Source organism: Pseudoalteromonas shioyasakiensis, assembly GCF_019134595.1.
GTDB classification, from domain to species: Bacteria; Pseudomonadota; Gammaproteobacteria; order Enterobacterales; family Alteromonadaceae; genus Pseudoalteromonas; species Pseudoalteromonas shioyasakiensis_A.
The window spans coordinates 216,506-237,260 of the sequence record NZ_CP077771.1 but is presented as its reverse complement, the minus strand read 5'-3'; the positions used below and the strand labels follow the sequence as shown (position 1 = coordinate 237,260).

Below are 20,755 nucleotides of genomic sequence, written 5' to 3'. Positions count from 1 at the left end.
TTACTCGGTTAAGTCCAATTTAGAGACCTTCCTCATAGCCCATTTCTGCGAAAAATTTCTACTTTTTATATGGTGCTTATTATCGCCACTGGTATGAGTAAGCAAAATCTAGATGTTATAAAACCTCTCACTTACCTCATCACATAGCTTAGTTAGATAGATAGTCTCAGTGCATTAGTCCTGTAATATCGGATTGAGAATCTTAACTACTTTTAAATTTGATCTAGATCAAAGAAACTTCATTCGTAGCAATCTATATTACGCGGCTGCAATTTTCGCTGCTTTTTGAATCTAGATTAGCTTTTAAAGGCAATACTCCATCATCGTGCTTAAAGGTGTGTTATGGCATTACTCATCAATAACAAATGTATTAACTGTGATAAGTACTAGGTGCCAGAATTTAATGAGGAAAAACAAATAGTTGAATTTTGCTGTGTTCTTTTTTGTGTTGGTGATTTTTGACTAATCAACAACAAACCTAAGTATTAACTAAGTTTGATGGAAAAGCAAATTGTATTAACTAAATCGACTTTTTATCAATTTTATGCATTTTTTCACACGCTTTCCCTCCTTTATTTTCACTTAAATTACGACGTAACACAGCGCTATTAGTTCGTAACACAGAATGATAAATGCGTAACACAGAGATGAAACTTACCTCTGTTACTTACTATTCGTTACCATCACATAAGCCTAGTTAGTGTTAGGTCAAACACTAACGAGGAAACTCATGAGTTCATCAAAATCACAATTCATCAGAGAGTATCAACGCGCGAGTAAATCACCTTGGGATGACAATTCAACAATTCTACTTTTAGCAGATGTTGACGAAGCGTCTACAAGTGACTCAATCGAGCTTAGTTTTAGCCATTACATTTATATGCACAGAGATAGGGTAGGCAGTGTATTGGGTATAAGCATCTCAAAGCAGCTTTTTGATGATAATCCTGATTTTTCAGGGCGCTATTTAGATGGTGTAGAAATGTATGCTTTTTTGCTTCTGTACATTGAGCAAATAAAAGAATTCTGTCATTTATTTTCAGCGGAGTTCGAAGCGATATTTTTAATAAAACCAACAACCTTCTTCAGTCACGCTGAAGAGAGCTGGTTAGAAATCATCGAAAAAAGTTAAAACTGGCGAACCTTCGGGTTCGCTTTCTTAATATTTCCCATTCCTCGTTCCTTTTTAGTTAAAAGCCGTAACAGCGGTTTAAAACCTATTAAAAATAAAGGAGCATATATATGTTTAGATATATATCAACGCAGGATCTTCTAACTTTAGTTGACTCAATCCGCAGTATCATTCTCAAAAACGACCATAAAATTAATCATTTAATGTTAAATAAAGAAAATCCTGATTTTGAGGCGCTTTGGTCAATTATCGAGCCTGATGTTTATGCTAATAAGCAACTGAACTATCGTGGTGTAAAAGTGCTGTTTTATAAAATGATGGTGTTTCTGCTTGAAGATATTCAGGAGGGCACTTTTGATTATTCGGATTACGATGATCAACCTTGCAACGAAAACCCTGAGCGCTTTGATGATTTATTCGATACGGAATTAGAGAATGACTTCGATGATGACTTTAAGGAAAAAATTGCGCGTGAATTCGAGCCAGAGCTGAGTAATGAGCGTACTCAAAATTCTATAAAAGAGACCATATCGCAAATCAAACAAACGCATTCATAGGATAAATAAAGCTATTTTTGCATTTTAAAATAGCGGCCTAATCATAACTCACGAAATACGCCACGAGCCGTTATTTGCCGGCTCACTACTCAATGCCTGGGTAGTCAGAGTTCACTCTGATAATACTAGTGAGGGAATTGTACGCAAATATACTTTTCTATTGTGGTAATGCAAAAGCGTATTGCCAACGATAATGTAGGGCGGGGCTTAAGGGCAATAAAGGAGTAGCGTGCTACTCCTTTTTAATTTATTACGAAAGAAAACTTGGAGATCGGTTTTTCAGACTAATGCTCGAGCATTTATAAATTCAATATCTTACGCATATTTACATTGAAGTTTTTACATTTAAAAAGTAATCTATTTCAGTTGTTTGAATATGGATATTGTAAGTAATATGGAAAGTAGCAATGACCCCACACACCTCGATGAAAAAGATCACCAAGCAGAAAGTAATGGCCAAGATAAGCTCTCATCTAATCATGAGCTAGTTAAGCAATGGCGATTAAATCTGGAATCTATTAAGAATGATATTAGCTTTGAGCTCCCCTCAGAGCCTGATAATACGAATGAAAGTTTATTAGCTGCTCTTGAAGCGTTAGAGTATTTAGATAAGAAAAATACTCTACTAGACGAAAATGAAGATTTTCAGTTTACAGACGATGGATTTGAGGCTTATAAAGCCAAGTATCATGTTGCTTTTGAGTACTTGTCTGGGCTAGAAAAATTTAATCCTAATAAATCACCTGCAAAATTCTACTTTTTCTCAAGAACTAAGCAACTTGAGCAACGGCTAAAAATGAGTAGCTGGATACATTCACTTTTTCACCTTTTAATGTTGTTAATTATTATTTTGACTTTGGGAGGAATTAGTCTTTTGATTTTACAAAAGACCCAGGGCAATTTGTTTGTAAAATTATTGCTGGGGTGGTTTTGGATTGAAAGTATTAAAAGCTCCGCACACTTAGTAAGTAAATACAAACAAGTCGCTAGTACTCCTTTTCGCTTTAGCGTTAGCTTGTTAGGCATTCACTCTGTAAATATTTTACTAAAAGTAATTACCTTATGGGTTATACCTTTTGTTTTTATCTTAAGTTACAACAAATATTGGATTGATGATTTTATAATTATTGGTTTATTTCTGTCTTGTGTTATTAACTTTAAACTCGATGATGAGCCGACTGAAGAGTTAAATAAACAGGAAATTACAAGAGTTGAGAGTGCAAATGTTTAAGTGGAGTATCTTTATTGCCCTTATGGCTTTTAGCACTACATGCTTAGCAAAAATAGATATTGACCTCGCCTGCAAAGAAAAGAAAGAACAGCAATATTCTCTACTAGAAAGACTATCAACATCTCTTACTGAAGCTCATTTAGCTGGACAATGTACTGGTTTTAAATCTGTACATAGGATTAATTTGAAAGAAGCTTGCTCTGAGTTTTTAGAGCAAAAAGCATCGCTATTAAGCTCTTTAAGTACCTCTTTAAAAGAAGCTAATCTGGCAGGTATGTGTGTTGGCGCTATTTATAAATTAGCCAAAGAGTGTAAAGCAGATACTTACAACATTGATTACACTGATATCGCTAGAGGAAGCATTACGGTAGAAATTGTTGAGCAGCGCCTCGGTTGCTACGGAAATACTTATGGCTGGTAAAAATACAAGTATTGCGGCTGTTGCTTGTCAGGCATTAGGAATTGACCGTAATTTGTTACCAGAGCGGTTAAGAAGTCGTTTAAATTATTACGTTAAAGATAAAAATCTCAATGCCAAACTACTGGATGAGGCCGATATAAAATCTGAGTCAGTCGACTATGTACCTAAGCCTATTAAAGCAGGTAATCACATATTTATACGAAACCTTGTAATTTTAGACACGCTTTTTGAAGATAAAAAGTTAGTCGTAAAGTGGTTAAACGGTGAAAAAGTCAATTCTGAAAATTTTGAGCAATTTGCTAAGGAATGGAAGGCTAAAAAATTACTCTTTCAAGCACTAGATAGGCGAATCGGAGATTTAAGGTTTTTTTTAATAAATAAAAATATAGATTGGTCACAAGATGAAATCCCATACCCATTTAGTGATGGTAAATATAGTTCAATGGAGTTGATTGCTAATTCTATAGAACTTGATAACCAATCGAGCCCATATGATTTAGCGCTAAAAGCTGTTATTGACGGAGAGTTTGGGGCTTTAGGTAAATTGATTTCTAATAATCCTGGTGCTTTTATCAGCGAACACGGTCAGTGGCTAGTAAATTTATACAACACTAAAAAAGCAGAGTACGAAGAATATAGTATGTTGCTCAATAAATATTAAAATATTTAATCTTTTTCTTTTTTGTGACTTTCACAGTTTGATACTTGCTCTTGAAGTCACCGCACAATGCGGTGACATTAGGAGATTCTAATGAATAGATTTATAGTTTTTGAAGGGCTTGATGCCTGCGGAAAAACTACACTAAGTTCTTTATATGCAAAAGAAAAAAATGTTGTTGTTCATTCAGCTATAGTGGAAGAAGCACTGGAGTTGAGAAAGAACATTGATTCTTTTGAGTCGAAAGAGAGTGCTTTTTTGTTTTTTTTACTTAATAACTTTCTGAGAAGTCATACTGTCTCCGGAGCAATAAAGTCACAGGATGTCGTAGTCGACAGGTATATTTTTTCAACTTTAGCGTATCAGACGATCATGCTTGGAGAAAAAATCGTTAAGAATGTCTTTGATACACTTAATATCTCTCAAAACATTCTTCTGCCAGAAGTCATTATATTTGTTAAGGCCGATGCCGAAACAATAAATAGTAGGATAGGGGCTAGATGTGGCAGTATTCAGTGGTATGGAGATGCTATTACACAAAATAGTTGTGTAGAAACAGCCTATAAAAAGATCTTTCAATGGTTTAATATTCCAGTAGTCGAGATTGATACATCCGAAAAGAATGGGCGCTCGATTGAAGAAAACTACCAACTAATGAAAGCTCAAGTTGAGCGTGCCCTATCGTGTAGCCGCATCTAAAAATAGTTTATCAATTAAGAGGGAAGTGAGCACATGAGTCATTTCCCTTTTAGACAGCAATGCCATATTTTCGGCAGCAAACAAGTAGAATAGAAATTGTATTCTCAATCAACTATACAGCGATTAAGTTCTTTTGAACGGCTGTAAATGACTCGTGAAGCTTACCAGCCCAGACTTGATTAAACACTTATCACTTTTTTGTGACCTTTAACCGTGATTGAAGTTAGACCGCCCTCTCTCAAGTTAATCATCCACTAAATGTATCGTCATCCCACTCGGCAATAAGTAAAGCTGATATCGTTTCTCAATGCTCGATGGGTGTATTGTATTAACAACTTATCTAGCTAAATGGTCGCGTAACAATCATCATATTAATGATTGAAATGGTTTTGCAGGTTTAAGTTTAAATAATTTGTTATTTCCCTTTTTTGTGAATTTCACAGTTCGATACTTCCTCCTGAAGTCACCGCAGTCCGCGGTGATATTAGGAGTACATTATGTATCATTTAATTCTTTTTTCATTACTCAGTGAAACCAATGAACTTTCATCAGCAGATGCGGCTGTGAAAACAGCGTTATTGAACCTTGTATTAGGAGGTTCATATGAATAAGACGATTGATGAGTTGGTAATTAATTATCACGTTACAGAAGTATGTAATTATTCATGCAAATTTTGCTATGCAAAGTGGGACCGGCCCAACGAATTACATGCAAATGAAAATAGCGCAGAGTTAATGCTTGAAAAGTTAGCCAGTTACTTTTTTGATGTTAATAGCAATCAAGTAAAAGCGGTTTTCCCTTATAAAACAGTGCGTATTAATTTTGCAGGTGGGGAGCCTTTAATACTTAAAAAGCGATTTGCACAATTGATTATGAAAGCAAAGTCACTTGGCTTTAATTTGTCTTTAATTACTAATGGCCATTACCTAACAAGCTCCTTCATAAACAATTATGGCGCTATGTTTTCAATGATCGGGATAAGTTTTGATAGCCAATATATGACTACACGTGAAGATATTGGTCGAATAGATCGCAAAGATAATTCTTTTGATACTCACGATTTAATTAAAGCTGTTAAACAGCTTCGTAAAGTTAACCCATCCATCACAATAAAAATAAACACCGTTGTTAATAGCCTTAATTACCAAGAGTCATTCGAGCAGCTAATAGCAGAAATAAAACCTGAAAAATGGAAAGTTTTCCAAGTACTACCTGTATTAAATGACAACTTATTAATTTCTGATGAGCAGTTTACTGTTTTTGTAAACCGTCACGCTTCATTAAAAGAAGTCATGGTGGCAGAAGATAATGAAGCGATGACGACTTCTTATTTGATGATTAACCCTCAAGGGCGTTTTTATCAAAATAGTTCAACTCAAAATGGATATATTTATGGTGATTTAATTTTAGATGTAGGGGTAGAGAAAGCATTAGAGGTTTGCCAGATAAACTGGGAGACGTTTGCTAGCCGATATAAAAAAGATAATACAATTAGCCTCATTAGTAATAGTGAGTATCAGCACAAGAATAAACAAAATAACATTGCCTTAAAACAGGGAGTATTAGCATGAGCTTTGTAAATAATGATGAGCAATTCGTAGCATTGTTCAAAGAGTCCATTGCGTCAGATTACAAAAATGCACTATTACTGATGAATGTAAGCCCTGATGTTAGTTTATTTAAATTTCGCAGGATACTTGAGACCTTATGTTTACTTTATGCTCAACGCCATAGTTATGAATTTACTAGTAAAAACTTATGGGAGCAAATAAACGAACTAGCAGAAATCAACGCAATTCACGGAGCTGATAGAGAGCTATTTCATGGTGTTAGGGAGTTAACAAATGATGGAGTACATAATAAGGAGTTAAGTAAAGAGATATTGGTGAGTAACGCGTTAGTTTCAAGAACACAAGTTTTAAACTTGCTGGAGAGTGCTTACTTGAGCTTTGGGCTTGGTAAATGTATACCAAAATACGAGTTAATAAATGTGGGGGGCCAAGAACATAAAGATTTATGGTTTAACTGTTTAATGTCTTGTGACTATAAAGAGTATTTAAGCTTAGGTGATTTTTACAAAAAAATGGGCGAAGTTTTTGAAAGTGAAGACTTTGATGATAAATCTTTCACTGCGCGAGCACAGAGTATGTATGCTTTTGCAGCGGAGTCTTATAAAAGTGCTTTTCAACTTTGCTCAAAAAAAACGATAACCGATGTTATTAGCTCTGATGATAAACAAGTCAGTATTGCTCAGCAAAGCCATCAAATTCTATTTAAATATGCTCTTTTATGTCTCAATCATAAAGTAGATAACCTTCAAATTACTGAGATAACAATATTACTAAGCGCATTAGTAAAAAGGGGATTTTACGCTGCTTACGCTTATTTGGGGTGGTGTCATTATTTGAATGAAGACTATAAAAAAGCACATAAATACCTTACCCATAAAAAAGCTGAAGACACAGTTTTTCTTTTTCAAAAGTTAGGTGTTTTATATTCTTCAGGCAAAGCTTGCGTTGTTAATGGTGATAAAGCTGTTGAGAGTTTTCAAGCAGCAGCAATGCGAGGCTGTAATAAATCAATGTTTGAATTAGGTAAAATCTATTACAAAGGTGAGTTAGTTCCAAAAGATGACAAACTAGCTCAAAAATATTTATTCCAAGCAATCGCTACTGGTAACTTAGATGCAGCTTTGTACTTTGATGAAAAGTACTTAAAAATAAGAGATCTATTTTCTGGCTTACTAGAGGAAATCAAAGGTGCCAAAGTGCAAAGAGGGCCACAGAGGTCTTTTACTAAAACTACTAAATTAGGGCGAAATGAACTTTGTTCGTGCGGCTTTAATGCAAAGTATAAAAATTGCTGTGGAAAATAAATAATCGAGGTATGTCTCAAAAGGTTTACCTTAAATTAAAGCGAGAGACAGTGTCTCTCGCTTTTAGTTTTACCTTTTATTTTTGCTAATTCATCATATTTTATATAGCATCACTAAAAGTATGAAATACGTTTAATCAACGAGTTGTATGCAAAGCCTTGTTGGCTAATTGCGTAATATTTAGGGACACGTTAGGTTATGGATAAAAGAAAGCTCAGCGAAACAGGTATCATTTCTAAATTCACTATGACTGCGGTTAAAAAAGTAAGTTTGAATGATATGACACAAATTCGCCAATAAGTGAAATAGCGAGACGTGAGGTCAATTTTCACTTAAATAGTTATAGTTTTATATTCCAAAAAAACTGAGCCAGGCAGTTCTTTTCTTAAACTAATAAGTTTCAATAATTCTACTTTTTAAAATAATATTAATTAAAACTATGCAGGGATGCCATGAAACTAATTAACCCAAAATACCGTACTTTAAAACCAACGATTGAATATCTTGCTGATGAAGTCGTGCTCACTCAAGCTTGGAAAAAAACACATAATTACATTCGTGCGTTTAACTGGTATGCAGATACATTGGAGTTAGATGTATCTGCCTTAAATATTGAGGACAATGTAAGCGAATGGAAAAGGCAGATTATTAGAAACAAGCTTAAACCTTTAGAGATGGTACCTGCTGCAAAAAGTGAAACATGGGTTATTGATCAAGATGGTTGGCATCCTAAAAGTATTGATAAACGAGAAGAAAGCCCACCTATAAGGCCATTGGCTCATATGTCGATTAGAGATCAAACATGGGCTAGTGCTGCTATGTTGTGCCTGGCTGATGCGGTTGAATCAGAGCAAGGTAATTGCAGCGATAAAAATCAGAGTTTTGCACAAGCAAGAAGTAATAAGGTGTATAGCTACGGAAACAGATTGGTATGTGATTGGAAAAGCAAAGATCAAGCTTGGTTTCGTTGGGGAAATAGCGATACATACAGAAAGTTTTTTACTGATTATCAAAACTTCTTAAAAAGACCAATGGAGTTAGGAAGAAGTGTTTTAAATCAAGCCTCTTCTTCGGAGGAGGTTTACGTTGTTAATTTGGATTTATCAAAGTTCTACAACACAATTTGTAGAGATTTATTAATAGTTAGATTAAAAAGAATATCTAAAAAATTTGGTAACCCAGAGTGCACAAAATTTTGGGAAGCGTTTAACCGTATTTCAGATTGGAAGTGGAAAAAGCACGACTTAAAACTAGCTGCCGATTTAAAGCTAGGCAATGTTGAGCAAGGTTTACCGCAGGGGTTGGTATCTGCAGGTTTTTTTGCCAATGCATTTTTAATCGAATTTGATGAAAAGGTGGGTGAATTAATCGGTAGGAAACTAAGCCCTCAAAGCTCGATTTTTGTCCATGATTATTGTCGCTATGTGGATGATTTACGTTTAGTTATAAGTGCAAAAAACCTATCTGTAGGCTCTATAAGGCGTGCTTTAAATAGAAATATAAATAATCTTTTGAAAAAGCATGGTGGCGCTGATCTTAAACTGAATAATGATAAAACAAAGGTGACTCTTTTTTCAGATTTAGACGATAGTGGCAGTATGTCGAATCGGATTGAAATGGCTCAAGGAGAGCTCAGTGGACCAGCTGATCGTGATGTTTTAGATTCAGTTACAGGTCTTTTAGAGAGCTTTTTAGATATTGAAGATATAGATTTACCTCCTTTAAAAAGTTCTCACAATGACTCTGCGTTGTTACAAATTGCTAATTACGATCATGATATTCGACCAGATACATTAAAGCGATTTGCAGCAAATAGGTTAGAAAGCATTGTAAGAAATAAACGCAGAATAAGTAACGCTGATAGTGGAGAAGAACTGTTAGCTAAAAAGTTGATTACAGCTTGGATGAAAGATCCTTCGCTTGCATTAGTGTTGAGAAAGGCAATGGAAATTCACCCAGAAGCTGATTTATTTGAGCCAGTAGTTGAGGCTATTTTTTCTCGTAGTAGTTATGCGAATAGCGCAAAAATAAATGACACTATTACAGCGCAAATGATGGATTATTTGCTAGCAGACATATTTAGATGTGGACTTGATTTCATAATGACATTTCAGAAGTCAATCTACCCAAGTTCAATTAAACCAAACTCTGTGATTGATTTGATTGCTAACTATGCATTAGCAGTTATTGCAAGCGCTAATAAAAGTTCTAAATTTGTTGAAAGACAAGCATTAATGTTACTTGCAGCTACTAATAAACCAGTTATCAAAGAAAAGCCAAATTCGACTCTCCAAAATGAGTTGCACATTATTTTAGCTGGCGCTCAATCAAAGTTTAAGTATGAACACTGCGCTTTATATGAAATCTCAGCACAAATGACAGGAAAGTTTGATATTTATGCTGCTTCTCTGATTAAGTCAATGTGTGATTTTGACGATGTAAATAAAGCCAAGGCGTTGGACGTTTTCGCAAAGAGAGGCGGCCTCTTTTGGAATGCGATATGGAAACAGCTTAAAAAAAGAAAAAATCTTCAGGCGCTTACTAAGAAATTTGATTGGGCAGCCCCTCAATCAAGTGCTCAGCCTAGAGCTAAAAAGCAGCTTTTATCCAAGGTTATTCATTCTGACTCAAATGGGTTTGAGTTTGAGCATGCGTTAATAAAGTTAGCATTAAGTTTATTACAAGCAACTCAACAAAAGAGCTTTGGAAATACACCGATACTGGGTGCCACACCGGCTGAAATAGAAATTAAATTGGATGCGGTTACAAGATGGTCTGAGTTGTGGAGACCGTCAGTTAAGATTGCTGAATCTAAGCGAAAAGGGACTGTATCATTTAAGGATCCTCGATATGAGTTTCCAGAATGGATTGAGAAAAACAGCGAAAGTAAAAAAGTCATTTATTGGATAGGTATTATATTAAGGGCCTCTGTAATTGGTAGTGCAGACTTTACAACTAACCGGTGGAAGCAAGGTGATATCGTCGCTTATAAAGGAGTGAAAACAAGTTGGTTCAAAAGGCGCATGGGTATGATGCATTCGCCTGAGACTTTAACTGGGGAATATTCTAAAGTAACAGACTGGTTTTCAGACTTATTAATTCGTTGCCTACAATGGCCAGGCTTCGAATCAACATTTGTGAGTGATTTAGATGTACGCTCTATAGAGTGCTTAGAAACATTTGAATTTTGCTTAAAAAAAAGGTTGAGTTATTTAAATAGTCTTATTTGTAACTCTTCTTCTTTACCCGCATTACCAACGAGAGTTGCAAGACCCAGCAAACGTAACTACCTAAGGGTTGCAACAGTTCAGCAGCTTTTGCCTATGTCGTCGGACTTTAGTGTTTCCGATCCTGAACTTAATAATCCAGTCTATAGGACTAAGCACCGTGAGCACTTATCTTCGGTTTGTAAACTAGCGTTAAAAACTTTAGAAAGTAAAGCACAAGCTCAAGGTGAAAAAACTAAACCGTTTGCTGACTTAATTGTTTTTGCAGAAGTAGCTGTACATATTGATGATCAAGATCTCATTAAACGACTTGCTGATACAACTGGTGCTATTATTTTTGCCGGATTGGTATTTACTAATCATGAAGGAAAGTTAGTTAATGTAGCTAGGTGGTTTATACCAGATTATAGAGAAAGTGGAAGGCAATGGGTGATCAGAGATCAAGGTAAAGAAAACATGACTCAGGATGAGCTTGCTCTTGGAATCATTGGTTATAGGCCTTGTCAGCACATTTTAGAATTACATGGGTATGATGAAGGACCTTTCAGAATTAGTGGGGCTATTTGTTATGACGCGACAGATATAAAGCTAGCCGCGGATTTAAGAAATACTACAGATTTATTTGTAGTGGTTGCTCATAACCAAGATGTAAACACCTTCGATAATATGGCTGCTGCTCTTCAATATCATATGTATCAACATATAGTTATTTCTAATATTGGTGAGTTTGGAGGATCAACGATACAAGCACCTTATAAAGAACGTTATGATCGTTTAATCTCTCATGCTCATGGAAGCAAACAAATATCAATTAGTACTGCTGACATTGATTTAGCAGCTTTCACAAGAAAAATAAAAAAATATAGAGCCGTTAAAACTAAACCAGCAGGAGTAAACAGATGACATGTTTTGAAACAGGTTTTGCCGTTTTATTAAATATTGAAACTTGGAAAAATTGGGTTCCAATTATTAGTTTATTTGTGGCAATAGGGGCTTTGATTATTGCTTTCTGGCAAGTTCAGGTAGGGCGTAATACTTCTGCTTCAGCACAAGCACATGGAATTTATCAGCAGTATTTAGCATTATGTATCGCTCACCCTGAATTAGCGAGTGGTGAGTATGTCGCTAATTCAAAAAATGATCCAGAATACGCTAAATATTTGTGGTTCTTCTCAAGTATGTTATTTGCTTTTGAACAAGTATTAGAAGCCAAACCAAATGATGAAAAGTGGATTGCCGCAATTAAATCACAGCTCGAGAAGCATAAAACTCACTTAGTAAAATCAAGTACAGCGGCTAGCAATCATTGGCATGAAGATTTACAAGAAATTATACGAGAAATGAAACTTTAAAAATAAAACTACTTGGTGGGGGGATATATTTTCCTTTTAATATTTTTTAAGCTTAGAGAAGAAGCAAAGTTTTTAATATTAATATTTCATGATTGTAAATTAAAAAATCAATTACCTTAGATAATAAAGTAAAGTTTATATAATGGTATTTTTAGACAAGGATAACTTGAACATGAGAAACTATTTTTATGCATATCATGGTCCAAAAAATAAAGATAATTTTGATTTTAAAAAAGGCTATGGTGTTTCTGGCGAAAAAACTTTAAAAAAAGTAAAGGTAGGTGATTCTGTATTCATTATTCAAAATTTAAATAAGAGTTTTTATGAGCTTTGTGGTTTGTATGAAATAGTAAAAATACAAGATACTAAAGTGGGTAAGCTTCGTTATAGAGTTGAACTAAGAGATCTATCAAATTTAGATGATTTAATTCAATTAGATGAACAGGGGTTAAGTAAACTACTACCAAAGACAACGGGTGATAAACGTAGAAGTAATTTTCAAAGGCACTTCTGCAAGCAAAATTACTCTTTTCAACGTCCTCTTGATAATGAAGTCATTTCAATACTAAAAAGCTTACTTCCCAAAAAAAATCAGTTGCAAGAGCATTTAGATGACTTTGATGAGCAAGTCAAGGAAGCGCTTAACTCTAGTAAAGAAGCTAGAGAAGAGCGGTTGAGAAAGTCCCCAAAAAAACCTGAAAAATTAACAGTCACTACGACTTTTTTTAAAAGAAACCCTGATGTTGTAGCTGAAGCTTTAATTAGAGCAAATGGTGTGTGTCAAGGTTGCAATCAACCTGCACCTTTCATTAGACGAAAAGATGGTACTCCTTACTTAGAGGTTCATCATAAAATTAAACTTGCAAATGGAGGAGATGATACAGTTGAAAATACGATAGCTTTATGCCCAAATTGTCATAGGGAAGAACATTTCGGATGATATTAATTGTATATAGGGATTAAATTAATGTCATCTTGGCGACAAAATTTGCTTTTAAGTTTGATTCCTTTCACACCGCAAAGAATAACAATTATCAAATTGAAAGTTAAGCTATCTAACCAAGGAATTGACCTCTCCACACGCATGTTGCAGCGTGATCTTCAATCTTTATACGAACAAGGCTGTTTTGGCCTTGAAAAAGATACACGAACAAAACCTTATGCATGGTCTATTAGTAAGGATTGGCGGGGAAGCTCACCGCTACTAAGTATTGAGCTTGCTCAGCATTACTTACTGCTTGAGCAGCTTCTGCCACAGAATATCCCTGTAGATATTAAACAAACAATTCATGCTAAAGCTGATATTGCATTACAGCGACTAAATGGCATCAAACCTGAATGGTTAAACCTAGAAAATAATAGCTCGATTAAGGTGAATCTTGACAGCAAGGTTGTTGAACAAATCGAGCATGCAATAAAACATAATCGTTCAGTTAGTGCTGAGATTTATCGCGTTTTATATGATCAGGCACACTGGTTAGCTTTTACTGAACTTAGCTTCTATGGTCTTGAAGAAGACAACGGAATTCTTATGGCGCAGTTTATGGTAGGGACGCTGCATGACAAGTGCTATCAGATGCCGGTTTATCGTATTCGTAATGTGAAAGTATTACAAAAGACACGGCGTGAACCAAATTTAGAGCAGTTAAGCTCATTAAGATCTGCGATTAATAAAGGAAAGCGTCAGGACAGTATTAACTTGATTATCAAAGTGCTGTCTCAATCTTCATTGAATCTGGGGTTTGTACAATTTGGTGAGTTAATAGAGCAGAAAAAGTTAGATGCTCAAACATCACTGCTTAAATTCAATGTGCAGGACACTGAGCAATTAACAAGTGAATTGTTTAGAGCATCACATTGGCTTGAGGTAATAGAGCCCCAAGCTGTACGCAACAGAGTCATCAAAAAACTAAATGAGGCTTCAAACACTTATAACTTGTGATTTTCAGATGCGTCAAAAATTGACGCACCTTGTTGTTATGCTCTTTAAAAAATGAGGAGCAATGATGTTTGAGTTAGTTGAGAATTTAGATGGCTTGTCTATTGGCGTATTTGGTATTGGTGGCTGCGGTTGTAACACTGTTAATACCATTTTTAATGAGGTTCAAAACCCGCAAACTAAGTTTTACTGCGTTAATACTGATAAGGTTGTATTAGAGCACTCTCAAAGTGATGACTTTGTGTTGATAGGTGCTGAGCTTACAAACGGCTATGGCGCTGGCGCAGACCCAGAAATAGGGTTACTCGCCGCACAAGAAAGTGAAGAGCAATTATTAGCGCTTATCAAAAGCTGCGATATTCTCTTATGCGCAACTGGCTTAGGAGGTGGCACTGGCACAGGAGCTAGCCCATACATAGCTAAGTTAGCCAAAGATCTTAATAAGCCTGTAATCTGTATTGCAACATTACCCTTTACCAGTGAGGGGGATTTTAGGCGAAAAGTAGCTGAGCAAGGGCTTGATGAATTAAAACAGTTCGCTAATGCTGTCGTTACTTTACCAAATGATCAACTTATTGAGGTGCTTGGTAATGACATTGGCTTATTTGATGCCTTTAAGCACAGTAATCAAATTTTACATTCTTTAATTACCTCACTCATCGATATGCTGTGTTATCAGGGATTAATTAACGTAGATCTGCGTGACTTTCAAAGAGTAATGGACGCCCAAGGCGATGCTGTATTGGGGGTTGGAAAGTGTGCAGATGAAAGCGATTTACAAATGGCTCTTACGCAAGCCCTGAGCAACCCTCTGGTTAGCAGTGTTGATATGAGCACAAGTACAGGTGTTATCGTACAAATTAATTGTGTCGAAGAGATTTCATTAGGTAGTTACAACACCATAATGGATACAGTACGTCATCAAGTTAGCCCAAATGCAGTGGTTATTTGTGGTGCATCTAAAATTACGAGTTTGGCGAATAACTTTGAAATACTCATCATAGCTACAGGTGCAAAAAGTCAGTTAATTCATGCCAAAAATATAGATGAAACAATACCTAAAGTAGAGAAAACCACAAAAACTAAAGCTGTTGTATCAAGTAAAAGTGATATTTTTGATATACCGGCTTTTATACGCAGTCAATCACCAGCCCCCTCTGGTAAGTAGTTTCATAGGTGTGCCACCAATTTAGCTCTGCGTATCTGTGCTCAGTTATTTGGTAGTATTTTATTTGTTCTAAATACTACCAAAGCAATTGTAATGAGGATCAGTAAAGAACCTGACATTTGTATCTAGTAAAGAAAAATTAGCTTTTATCTTTTTAACTATATGCTTTTTAAACAAGTTTTTGTCTAAATATACGTATGAGGCATTTTGATCAACATTAAAAACAACTCGACCTCTGGGAAAGTTGTAGTAGTCAGTGTTGTCTAGCATTAAACCAAACAATTGATAAATATTATTATCTTCCCACTCAACTTGGTGTTGCAGCGTGCTATCAATAAATCCAAGTTGATCTGGCTTTAAGTCGATAGCACTTTGAGCTTTAAAGACTAATGTGTTTTCAGCAAACCAAAAGATGCCAACTTTGTTATTCATTAAGGGCTCCTAAATTTATTTTTCCCGACATTACTCGGTTATGCCCAATTTAGAACCCTTCTTCATAGCCCATTTCTGCGAAAAATTTCTACTTTTTATATGGTGCTATTATCGCCACTGGTAAGCAAAATCTAAATGCTATAAAACCTCTCACTTATTTCATCACATAGCTTGGTTCGATAGATAATCGATGATTGCAGTAGCTCGACATCGTCAGGTGATAGGAGAGGGTGGCGAGTTTTCTTGTCGAACCGTGTTGTCATTTCTTCGAATAGTTGTTCATGCAGGCGCTTTATGTCGTCAAAAATTTGCTGCGATTGGGAGAATAAAAACACTTTGTCGTAGTCGCCATTTTTAAGTGAGGCTAGGTATTTTAGAAGAATGGCTTGCCGTGCTGCTTTGTTCTTGAAGGAGTGTTCGACTTCTATGGCTGCAATTGAGCCATCTAATAAGCGTACTGCGCCATCGACTGTTCGGGTCTCTGTGCTTGTATTGGCGCGTTTGAATTCGGGTTCAGTTATAAAGCTTTGCCACATTGGGGCGTAGGTGCCATCACTGTGATAATTGTGAATGCCTCTTAGCATCACAAAGGCGTTAATTAGGTTATGCATAACGTTGTTATGGTTAAACTGTAAAGCTGGGTTGGTATTGGCTCTGAAGTACACATCAATATTCATTATTTCTTCAGCGTACTTTGCAGCACTGTAGGTTGGAACATAGACGCGCCCATCGGGGCTACGATGTGTTTTAACGAGCTTTAAAAATCCATCGTTGGTGAGCCTATTTAAATGCTCTAAGGCTAATCGGTGTGAGATGCAGTAAAGCCAACTCACAAGGCCTGGTGTTATGATTGTAAATCGAATGGCAATGAGAGTTGAGAGCTTCAGGCGATTGCTAAACTTTTGATGATTGTTTGCACCTTCATAGTAGCGCATATCAATATCAAAATAACGAGGATAGGCGAGCTGAAGTTGGCTACTTGTATTGTTGTTTTGAATGCTTGTCATGTTTAAAGACTCTGGTTGTTAGTTTGAATCTTTAACTAACAACCCGCCTTGCAAATTATCGCTTTTTAGCGATTGTTTGCCGGTTTTCCTACCGAGATGCTTTGTACGCGTGCCCGGCAGAGTTGTCGCGATGATTATCGCAACAACAGGCAGCTTTCAGCTGATGTCTTCACAACGTTGTTGTTCAAACATATGGCTTAAAACGCCCGTCATCTCTGATGTTGCTCCGCAACGAGCTGACTCAACGAGCTACCGCTCTAGCGTATTAAGCCATAGCGCGAATGTACCGAGCTACGCTCTGTACTCACCGCCACAATGCCGCTTTATGAACAGGCGATGGGTGCCCCATTATCCGCCTTCATCATATCGCTTACTTTTCTATCGCAAAGGTGGTTCGCTTTTCAATTTGTGCCAAATTTCAACCGAATTTCGCTAGGGCGAAACATCATCGCGGTGAGTACAGACCAGCTGTACATTCGCGCTGCTCCATGTTTCTTCGGCTTCGCCTACGGCACATTACGCGACTTATTGGTCTCATTCTGAGACGCTTTTTATTGCCTAATTTCGTTCCGGATTAGGCTGAATTTGATGTCTTTCAGACGAAAAAGTAAGTCTACTTCGTAACAAAACAAAGTAATATTGTCTGTGAATAGTGAGATAAATAGAAAAGAAGAAAGTGATAATCCAAACTGTTTGTTGCTGAGCTTCGCAGTCAAACAAGTTTGTTTTTTATCACAAAATCATTAACTTTTAAAGAGAACTTACCCACTCTAAGAGGTTAAAAAATGACGACTACATCGATTAATCCTGCAACCGGTTTACCTATCAATGATGCTGATAATGGCAATTGTGTAGATATAGGTGGCAACGTATTTGGCACAGATAACAGTGATTTCTCTGATACAACAAGCTGTGATTCTTTCTCTGTATTTGATGATACTGATTGGGGGATTGATATTTCTTGCGGTGGAATAGATGAGTTTTAAACACTCATTTATCTATCGCAATCGTATAGAGATTGTTATCGCACTGATTCTAATCAGTGGTGTTGGGTTTACGTTTTATCAGCTTAAGACCACAGAAAATCTCGTTTGGTTAATCGTAATGAGCCTGTTTTGCACCAAATTTGTAATGGGTGCAACTGGCTACTATATCTATGCAGAAAAGCACGCACCCAGCATGAAAAAGATGCTTGAGTATGTGTTACTAAGGTTTTACTAACCTCCTATGTTTGTCCACCAAAGCGCCTCTATGGCGCTTTTTCGGTTTATAAGAGAGTAAAATCGTAGTTATATCAGAATTTAAAAAAGCGCCCATAGGGCGCTTAGAATTAAAGGTATTTGTCTCGTAATTTAGACTCTATGAAACTTAAAATATCAGCACATATGTATGCCAAAATAATTTGCTCATAACCTTCGAGTAAGTCAGCAGACGCCAGTCTAGAAGTTTCGGGGTAATTAATAACCCACAAAAATATCGCAAGTGAAATAAACAGATAAATACTATTCACACCGACTCGAACTAACCCAAGTACGAGCTCTAAACAAAATGTCTTCACACAGATTCTCCTCATTTGTACTGTGCAAATACGTATGTTTGTTAGGTGATAATTTATAGTTATTGATGAAGGCTAACTTGTTATTGCCCCTAAACGTGTTTAGGCGCATGACTCAAAAGAGCGAACTTCGGCCGTTCGAAATTACTGTTCTATTTCGTCAAAGCATATTGCTTGCATAGTCAGGAAAACGACCCAATCGCTCGTTTTTGTCCTGAGACAAAAGCTAGAATTACTGCATTTTAGTATTAATGGCAATTAGTTAAGAAGTTTGTTACAAATGAGTCATTCAGAAAAGCGAGCGACGCAGTGGTAGAAAAACGCGCGATTCGCTCGCTATAAACATGTTATGCGTCTCGAGAAAATGGAGTTTCTAATTGACCTCTGAATTCAAATCTAAGTTTTGGTCAAATCTAAAAATTACACTCAAATTCGTTGGTATTGTGTTAGTTGGATTAATCATTAAAATAACAATAGATGAACAACAAGAAGGTGAAATTGAAGATCCAACAGCACCTTTAGTGCTATTAGCTTTTGTACCTACATTATTGATTGGTGTTTTCACTTATACAAAATTAAAGCTATCAAGCATAAACAAATTTATTAGTTCACTTATTTTTGCTTTCGCTATTTCATTTTCAATTCTGGCACTTTATTTTATAGCTGTATGTATTGGCTCCACCGAAATAAATATAAGGTTAGCCAAATTTTTTACTGCAATTATTTTTGTGTGTACTGCGTTGTTGTATCTTCAACTGCCATGGCAAAAAGACGCATAACAAGCTGTTTAACAAGGACAAAATACAGTTGGCTTTTGCTCCTTCGTCGCTTATTTTAGCCAACTATATTTTGCCCATTAACAGGGCGTTAGTTGCCTTATGAAAATTGAGCCACTTGAAGGGTTGGATGTATTAAAATTCGGTGCTACCAAAGAAGATGCTTTAGAACTCTTCGGTAAACCTGATATCGTCGAAAATGAAGGTGGTAAAGACGGTATTCGTGCTGAAGTTTGGGAATACAAAGCGCAAGGCCTAAGGTTAGACTTTGATCCTGATTTTAATTTTATCTTGGAAAGAATTTTTGTCTATTCACCGGATGTAAGTTTAGATGGCTTTTTTCCAATTGGGTTAACCGAACAAGAACTGTTAACCCACTATCCAAACTTAGAATTAGAAGTTAAAGATGGGCGTTTTACTGATTATGTTGATAATTCCAAAGAGTTGCTGTTCTTCTTACGGGATAAGGTTGTTAAACGAGTAGACATATTGCCCAGAATTTCTGACTATCTTGATAAATTTAGTGATGCCGGCAACTAACAAGCACATTAAGCCGCTCGCAGGCTCGCTGGGACAGTAACACGTGGGCTCTGTCGCTTCGCTCCTATTATAGCCCACGCATTACTGCCCCTTATGTGGGTGTTAGGTTACTAATGAGTACAGATATAGAACCGATGTATATTGATTGCGGTAAGCATGGAAAGCGAGTGGCTGCCGTACTATGTGGTCATCTTGTCAAACCTGAGGGAGAGCCTCTCGGTTTCATTGAAAATTCAAGCGTTCCAAATGATCTTCAAGCTTGGTGTTATCAATGTGAGGCTGTTTTTGAGGAAGAGGACGGCATGACAGAAAGATTCAGAGAGTTTAATCAAATGTCAGTCGTATGTGTTAACTGTTACGAACAAGCAGCACAGTATCACAATGTAGATTGAGGTTCGTAACCTAACAAGCTGTTTAAAATGGACGCCTTACTGCTTGGCTGGCGCTCATTCTTCGCTAATTTTAGCCAAGCGTAATCCGCCCATTAACAGGGCGTTAGGTATTGCGTTTAACTTCGGAGTTCGAATGAAAACATATATAAGCGCACTTTGCTGCATTGGCTTAATTGGGTGTGCAAGCACTGAAAATAACATTACTTTTTCAGGTCAACCAAACAAATATCAGGAACCTAAAGATGGTCCGGTAGCGTATTTAAGTCTTGAAACCACCAAGAAAACAGATGGTTTCGGATTCCAACCACATCCTCATACCGCAATTATCTATGAACGTTGCCAGCAAAAAGATAGCGGTAAAACTACATTTGGTTACGTTGGGGATTTACAAATTTCAACGGCTTTACCATTGGGCAATCCAGCGACAATTAAAGTTAAGGCAGATAATCCCATTTTTTTAGCTTTTGGTTTAATTCATCCAGTAAATGGATATAAGTGTATGTCTAAGCACCTGTTTACACCCGAAAATGGAAAAACCTACACATTTACAAACTCAACTAGTTGGTCTACTTGCCCAACCGAGGCAGGAGTCATATCACAGGATGGTATTACACCAATAAACAACATGGAGATTCTAGATAACGCTGCGGTTTCTGAATTATTAGAAAAAGGCATCAATATAAACCGGGAACCATGCAATACCTAACAAACCAAGTCAGCGGGACACTAACACGTAGGCTTCCGTCACTTCGTTCCGTATTATAGCCTACGTGTTATTGCCCCTGCTTGGGGC

General features: G+C 36.4%; 21 protein-coding genes and 1 pseudogene. 20 read left to right on the top strand and 2 right to left on the bottom strand.

The annotated features are described in order from the left end of the window. Window positions 1-730 precede the first annotated feature (730 nt). From KQP93_RS18560 to KQP93_RS18500, 14 genes and pseudogenes are all read left to right on the top strand, one after another. Complete coding sequence (locus KQP93_RS18560) at window positions 731-1,132, top strand: hypothetical protein (RefSeq protein ID WP_217877303.1); 402 nt, start codon at window positions 731-733, stop codon at window positions 1,130-1,132. Between the two features lie 110 nt (window positions 1,133-1,242). Next, window positions 1,243-1,689, top strand: coding sequence for a hypothetical protein (locus KQP93_RS18555; protein WP_217877302.1), 447 nt, complete (start codon window positions 1,243-1,245; stop codon window positions 1,687-1,689). 376 nt (window positions 1,690-2,065) lie between these two features. Further along, entirely contained in the window at window positions 2,066-2,920 is an 855-nt protein-coding gene (locus KQP93_RS18550) for a hypothetical protein (protein ID WP_217877301.1), read from the top strand. Further along, a complete protein-coding gene (locus KQP93_RS18545) occupies window positions 2,913-3,341 on the top strand; it encodes a hypothetical protein (RefSeq protein WP_217877300.1) in 429 nt (142 codons plus the stop codon). The genes KQP93_RS18550 and KQP93_RS18545 overlap by 8 nt, the downstream gene beginning before the upstream one ends. Beyond that, entirely contained in the window at window positions 3,331-4,002 is a 672-nt protein-coding gene (locus KQP93_RS18540; protein WP_217877299.1) for a hypothetical protein, read from the top strand. The genes KQP93_RS18545 and KQP93_RS18540 overlap by 11 nt, the downstream gene beginning before the upstream one ends. A 90-nt stretch (window positions 4,003-4,092) precedes the next feature. After that, on the top strand, window positions 4,093-4,698 hold the full coding sequence (locus tag KQP93_RS18535; RefSeq protein WP_217877298.1) for a deoxynucleoside kinase: 606 nt from the start codon (window positions 4,093-4,095) through the stop codon (window positions 4,696-4,698). A gap of 603 nt (window positions 4,699-5,301) precedes the next feature. Further along, window positions 5,302-6,270: a viperin family antiviral radical SAM protein gene (locus KQP93_RS18530; protein ID WP_217877297.1), complete on the top strand. Its 969-nt coding sequence runs from the start codon at window positions 5,302-5,304 to the stop codon at window positions 6,268-6,270. Further along, complete coding sequence (locus KQP93_RS18525) at window positions 6,267-7,574, top strand: DUF4145 domain-containing protein (RefSeq protein WP_217877296.1); 1,308 nt, start codon at window positions 6,267-6,269, stop codon at window positions 7,572-7,574. The genes KQP93_RS18530 and KQP93_RS18525 overlap by 4 nt, the downstream gene beginning before the upstream one ends. 198 nt (window positions 7,575-7,772) lie before the next feature. Next, window positions 7,773-7,871: pseudogene (locus tag KQP93_RS21695) on the top strand (type I restriction endonuclease); the annotation flags it as partial. 155 nt (window positions 7,872-8,026) lie between these two features. Continuing rightward, on the top strand, window positions 8,027-11,704 hold the full coding sequence (locus tag KQP93_RS18520; protein WP_217877295.1) for a reverse transcriptase domain-containing protein: 3,678 nt from the start codon (window positions 8,027-8,029) through the stop codon (window positions 11,702-11,704). Next, complete coding sequence (locus tag KQP93_RS18515; protein WP_217877294.1) at window positions 11,701-12,153, top strand: hypothetical protein; 453 nt, start codon at window positions 11,701-11,703, stop codon at window positions 12,151-12,153. The genes KQP93_RS18520 and KQP93_RS18515 overlap by 4 nt, the downstream gene beginning before the upstream one ends. A gap of 172 nt (window positions 12,154-12,325) precedes the next feature. Beyond that, on the top strand, window positions 12,326-13,093 hold the full coding sequence (locus KQP93_RS18510) for an HNH endonuclease (RefSeq protein ID WP_217877293.1): 768 nt from the start codon (window positions 12,326-12,328) through the stop codon (window positions 13,091-13,093). 27 nt (window positions 13,094-13,120) lie between these two features. Next, a complete protein-coding gene (locus tag KQP93_RS18505) occupies window positions 13,121-14,095 on the top strand; it encodes a WYL domain-containing protein (protein ID WP_254907777.1) in 975 nt (324 codons plus the stop codon). A gap of 64 nt (window positions 14,096-14,159) precedes the next feature. Beyond that, a complete protein-coding gene (locus KQP93_RS18500; RefSeq protein ID WP_217877292.1) occupies window positions 14,160-15,260 on the top strand; it encodes a cell division protein FtsZ in 1,101 nt (366 codons plus the stop codon). Window positions 15,261-15,329: 69 nt separating this feature from the next. Here KQP93_RS18500 and KQP93_RS18495 read toward each other — a convergent pair whose 3' ends face one another. Together KQP93_RS18495 and KQP93_RS18490 are read right to left on the bottom strand one after the other, a co-directional pair. Next, window positions 15,330-15,692 (bottom strand): hypothetical protein, encoded by a 363-nt coding sequence (locus tag KQP93_RS18495; protein WP_217877291.1) that lies wholly within the window; start codon window positions 15,690-15,692, stop codon window positions 15,330-15,332. Window positions 15,693-15,823: 131 nt separating this feature from the next. Continuing rightward, on the bottom strand, window positions 15,824-16,699 hold the full coding sequence (locus KQP93_RS18490; protein WP_217877290.1) for a hypothetical protein: 876 nt from the start codon (window positions 16,697-16,699) through the stop codon (window positions 15,824-15,826). 785 nt (window positions 16,700-17,484) lie between these two features. Between KQP93_RS18490 and KQP93_RS18485 the strand changes: the two genes are divergently transcribed. The 6 genes from KQP93_RS18485 to KQP93_RS18460 all read left to right on the top strand — a co-directional run bounded on the left by KQP93_RS18485 (window position 17,485) and on the right by KQP93_RS18460 (window position 20,668). Then, complete coding sequence (locus KQP93_RS18485; RefSeq protein WP_055022470.1) at window positions 17,485-17,685, top strand: hypothetical protein; 201 nt, start codon at window positions 17,485-17,487, stop codon at window positions 17,683-17,685. Then, window positions 17,675-17,920, top strand: a complete 246-nt coding sequence (locus KQP93_RS18480) for a hypothetical protein (RefSeq protein ID WP_217877289.1) — start codon at window positions 17,675-17,677, stop codon at window positions 17,918-17,920. The genes KQP93_RS18485 and KQP93_RS18480 overlap by 11 nt, the downstream gene beginning before the upstream one ends. A 711-nt stretch (window positions 17,921-18,631) precedes the next feature. Further along, the gene (locus KQP93_RS18475; protein ID WP_217877288.1) at window positions 18,632-19,033 is read left to right on the top strand and encodes a hypothetical protein; all 402 of its coding nucleotides are present in this window, start codon (window positions 18,632-18,634) and stop codon (window positions 19,031-19,033) included. A 99-nt stretch (window positions 19,034-19,132) separates the two neighbouring features. Then, the gene (locus KQP93_RS18470; protein WP_217877287.1) at window positions 19,133-19,570 is read left to right on the top strand and encodes a hypothetical protein; all 438 of its coding nucleotides are present in this window, start codon (window positions 19,133-19,135) and stop codon (window positions 19,568-19,570) included. Window positions 19,571-19,683: 113 nt separating this feature from the next. Next, window positions 19,684-19,962 (top strand): hypothetical protein, encoded by a 279-nt coding sequence (locus KQP93_RS18465; protein ID WP_055022527.1) that lies wholly within the window; start codon window positions 19,684-19,686, stop codon window positions 19,960-19,962. A gap of 133 nt (window positions 19,963-20,095) precedes the next feature. Further along, entirely contained in the window at window positions 20,096-20,668 is a 573-nt protein-coding gene (locus tag KQP93_RS18460; protein ID WP_217877286.1) for a hypothetical protein, read from the top strand. Window positions 20,669-20,755 lie beyond the last annotated feature (87 nt).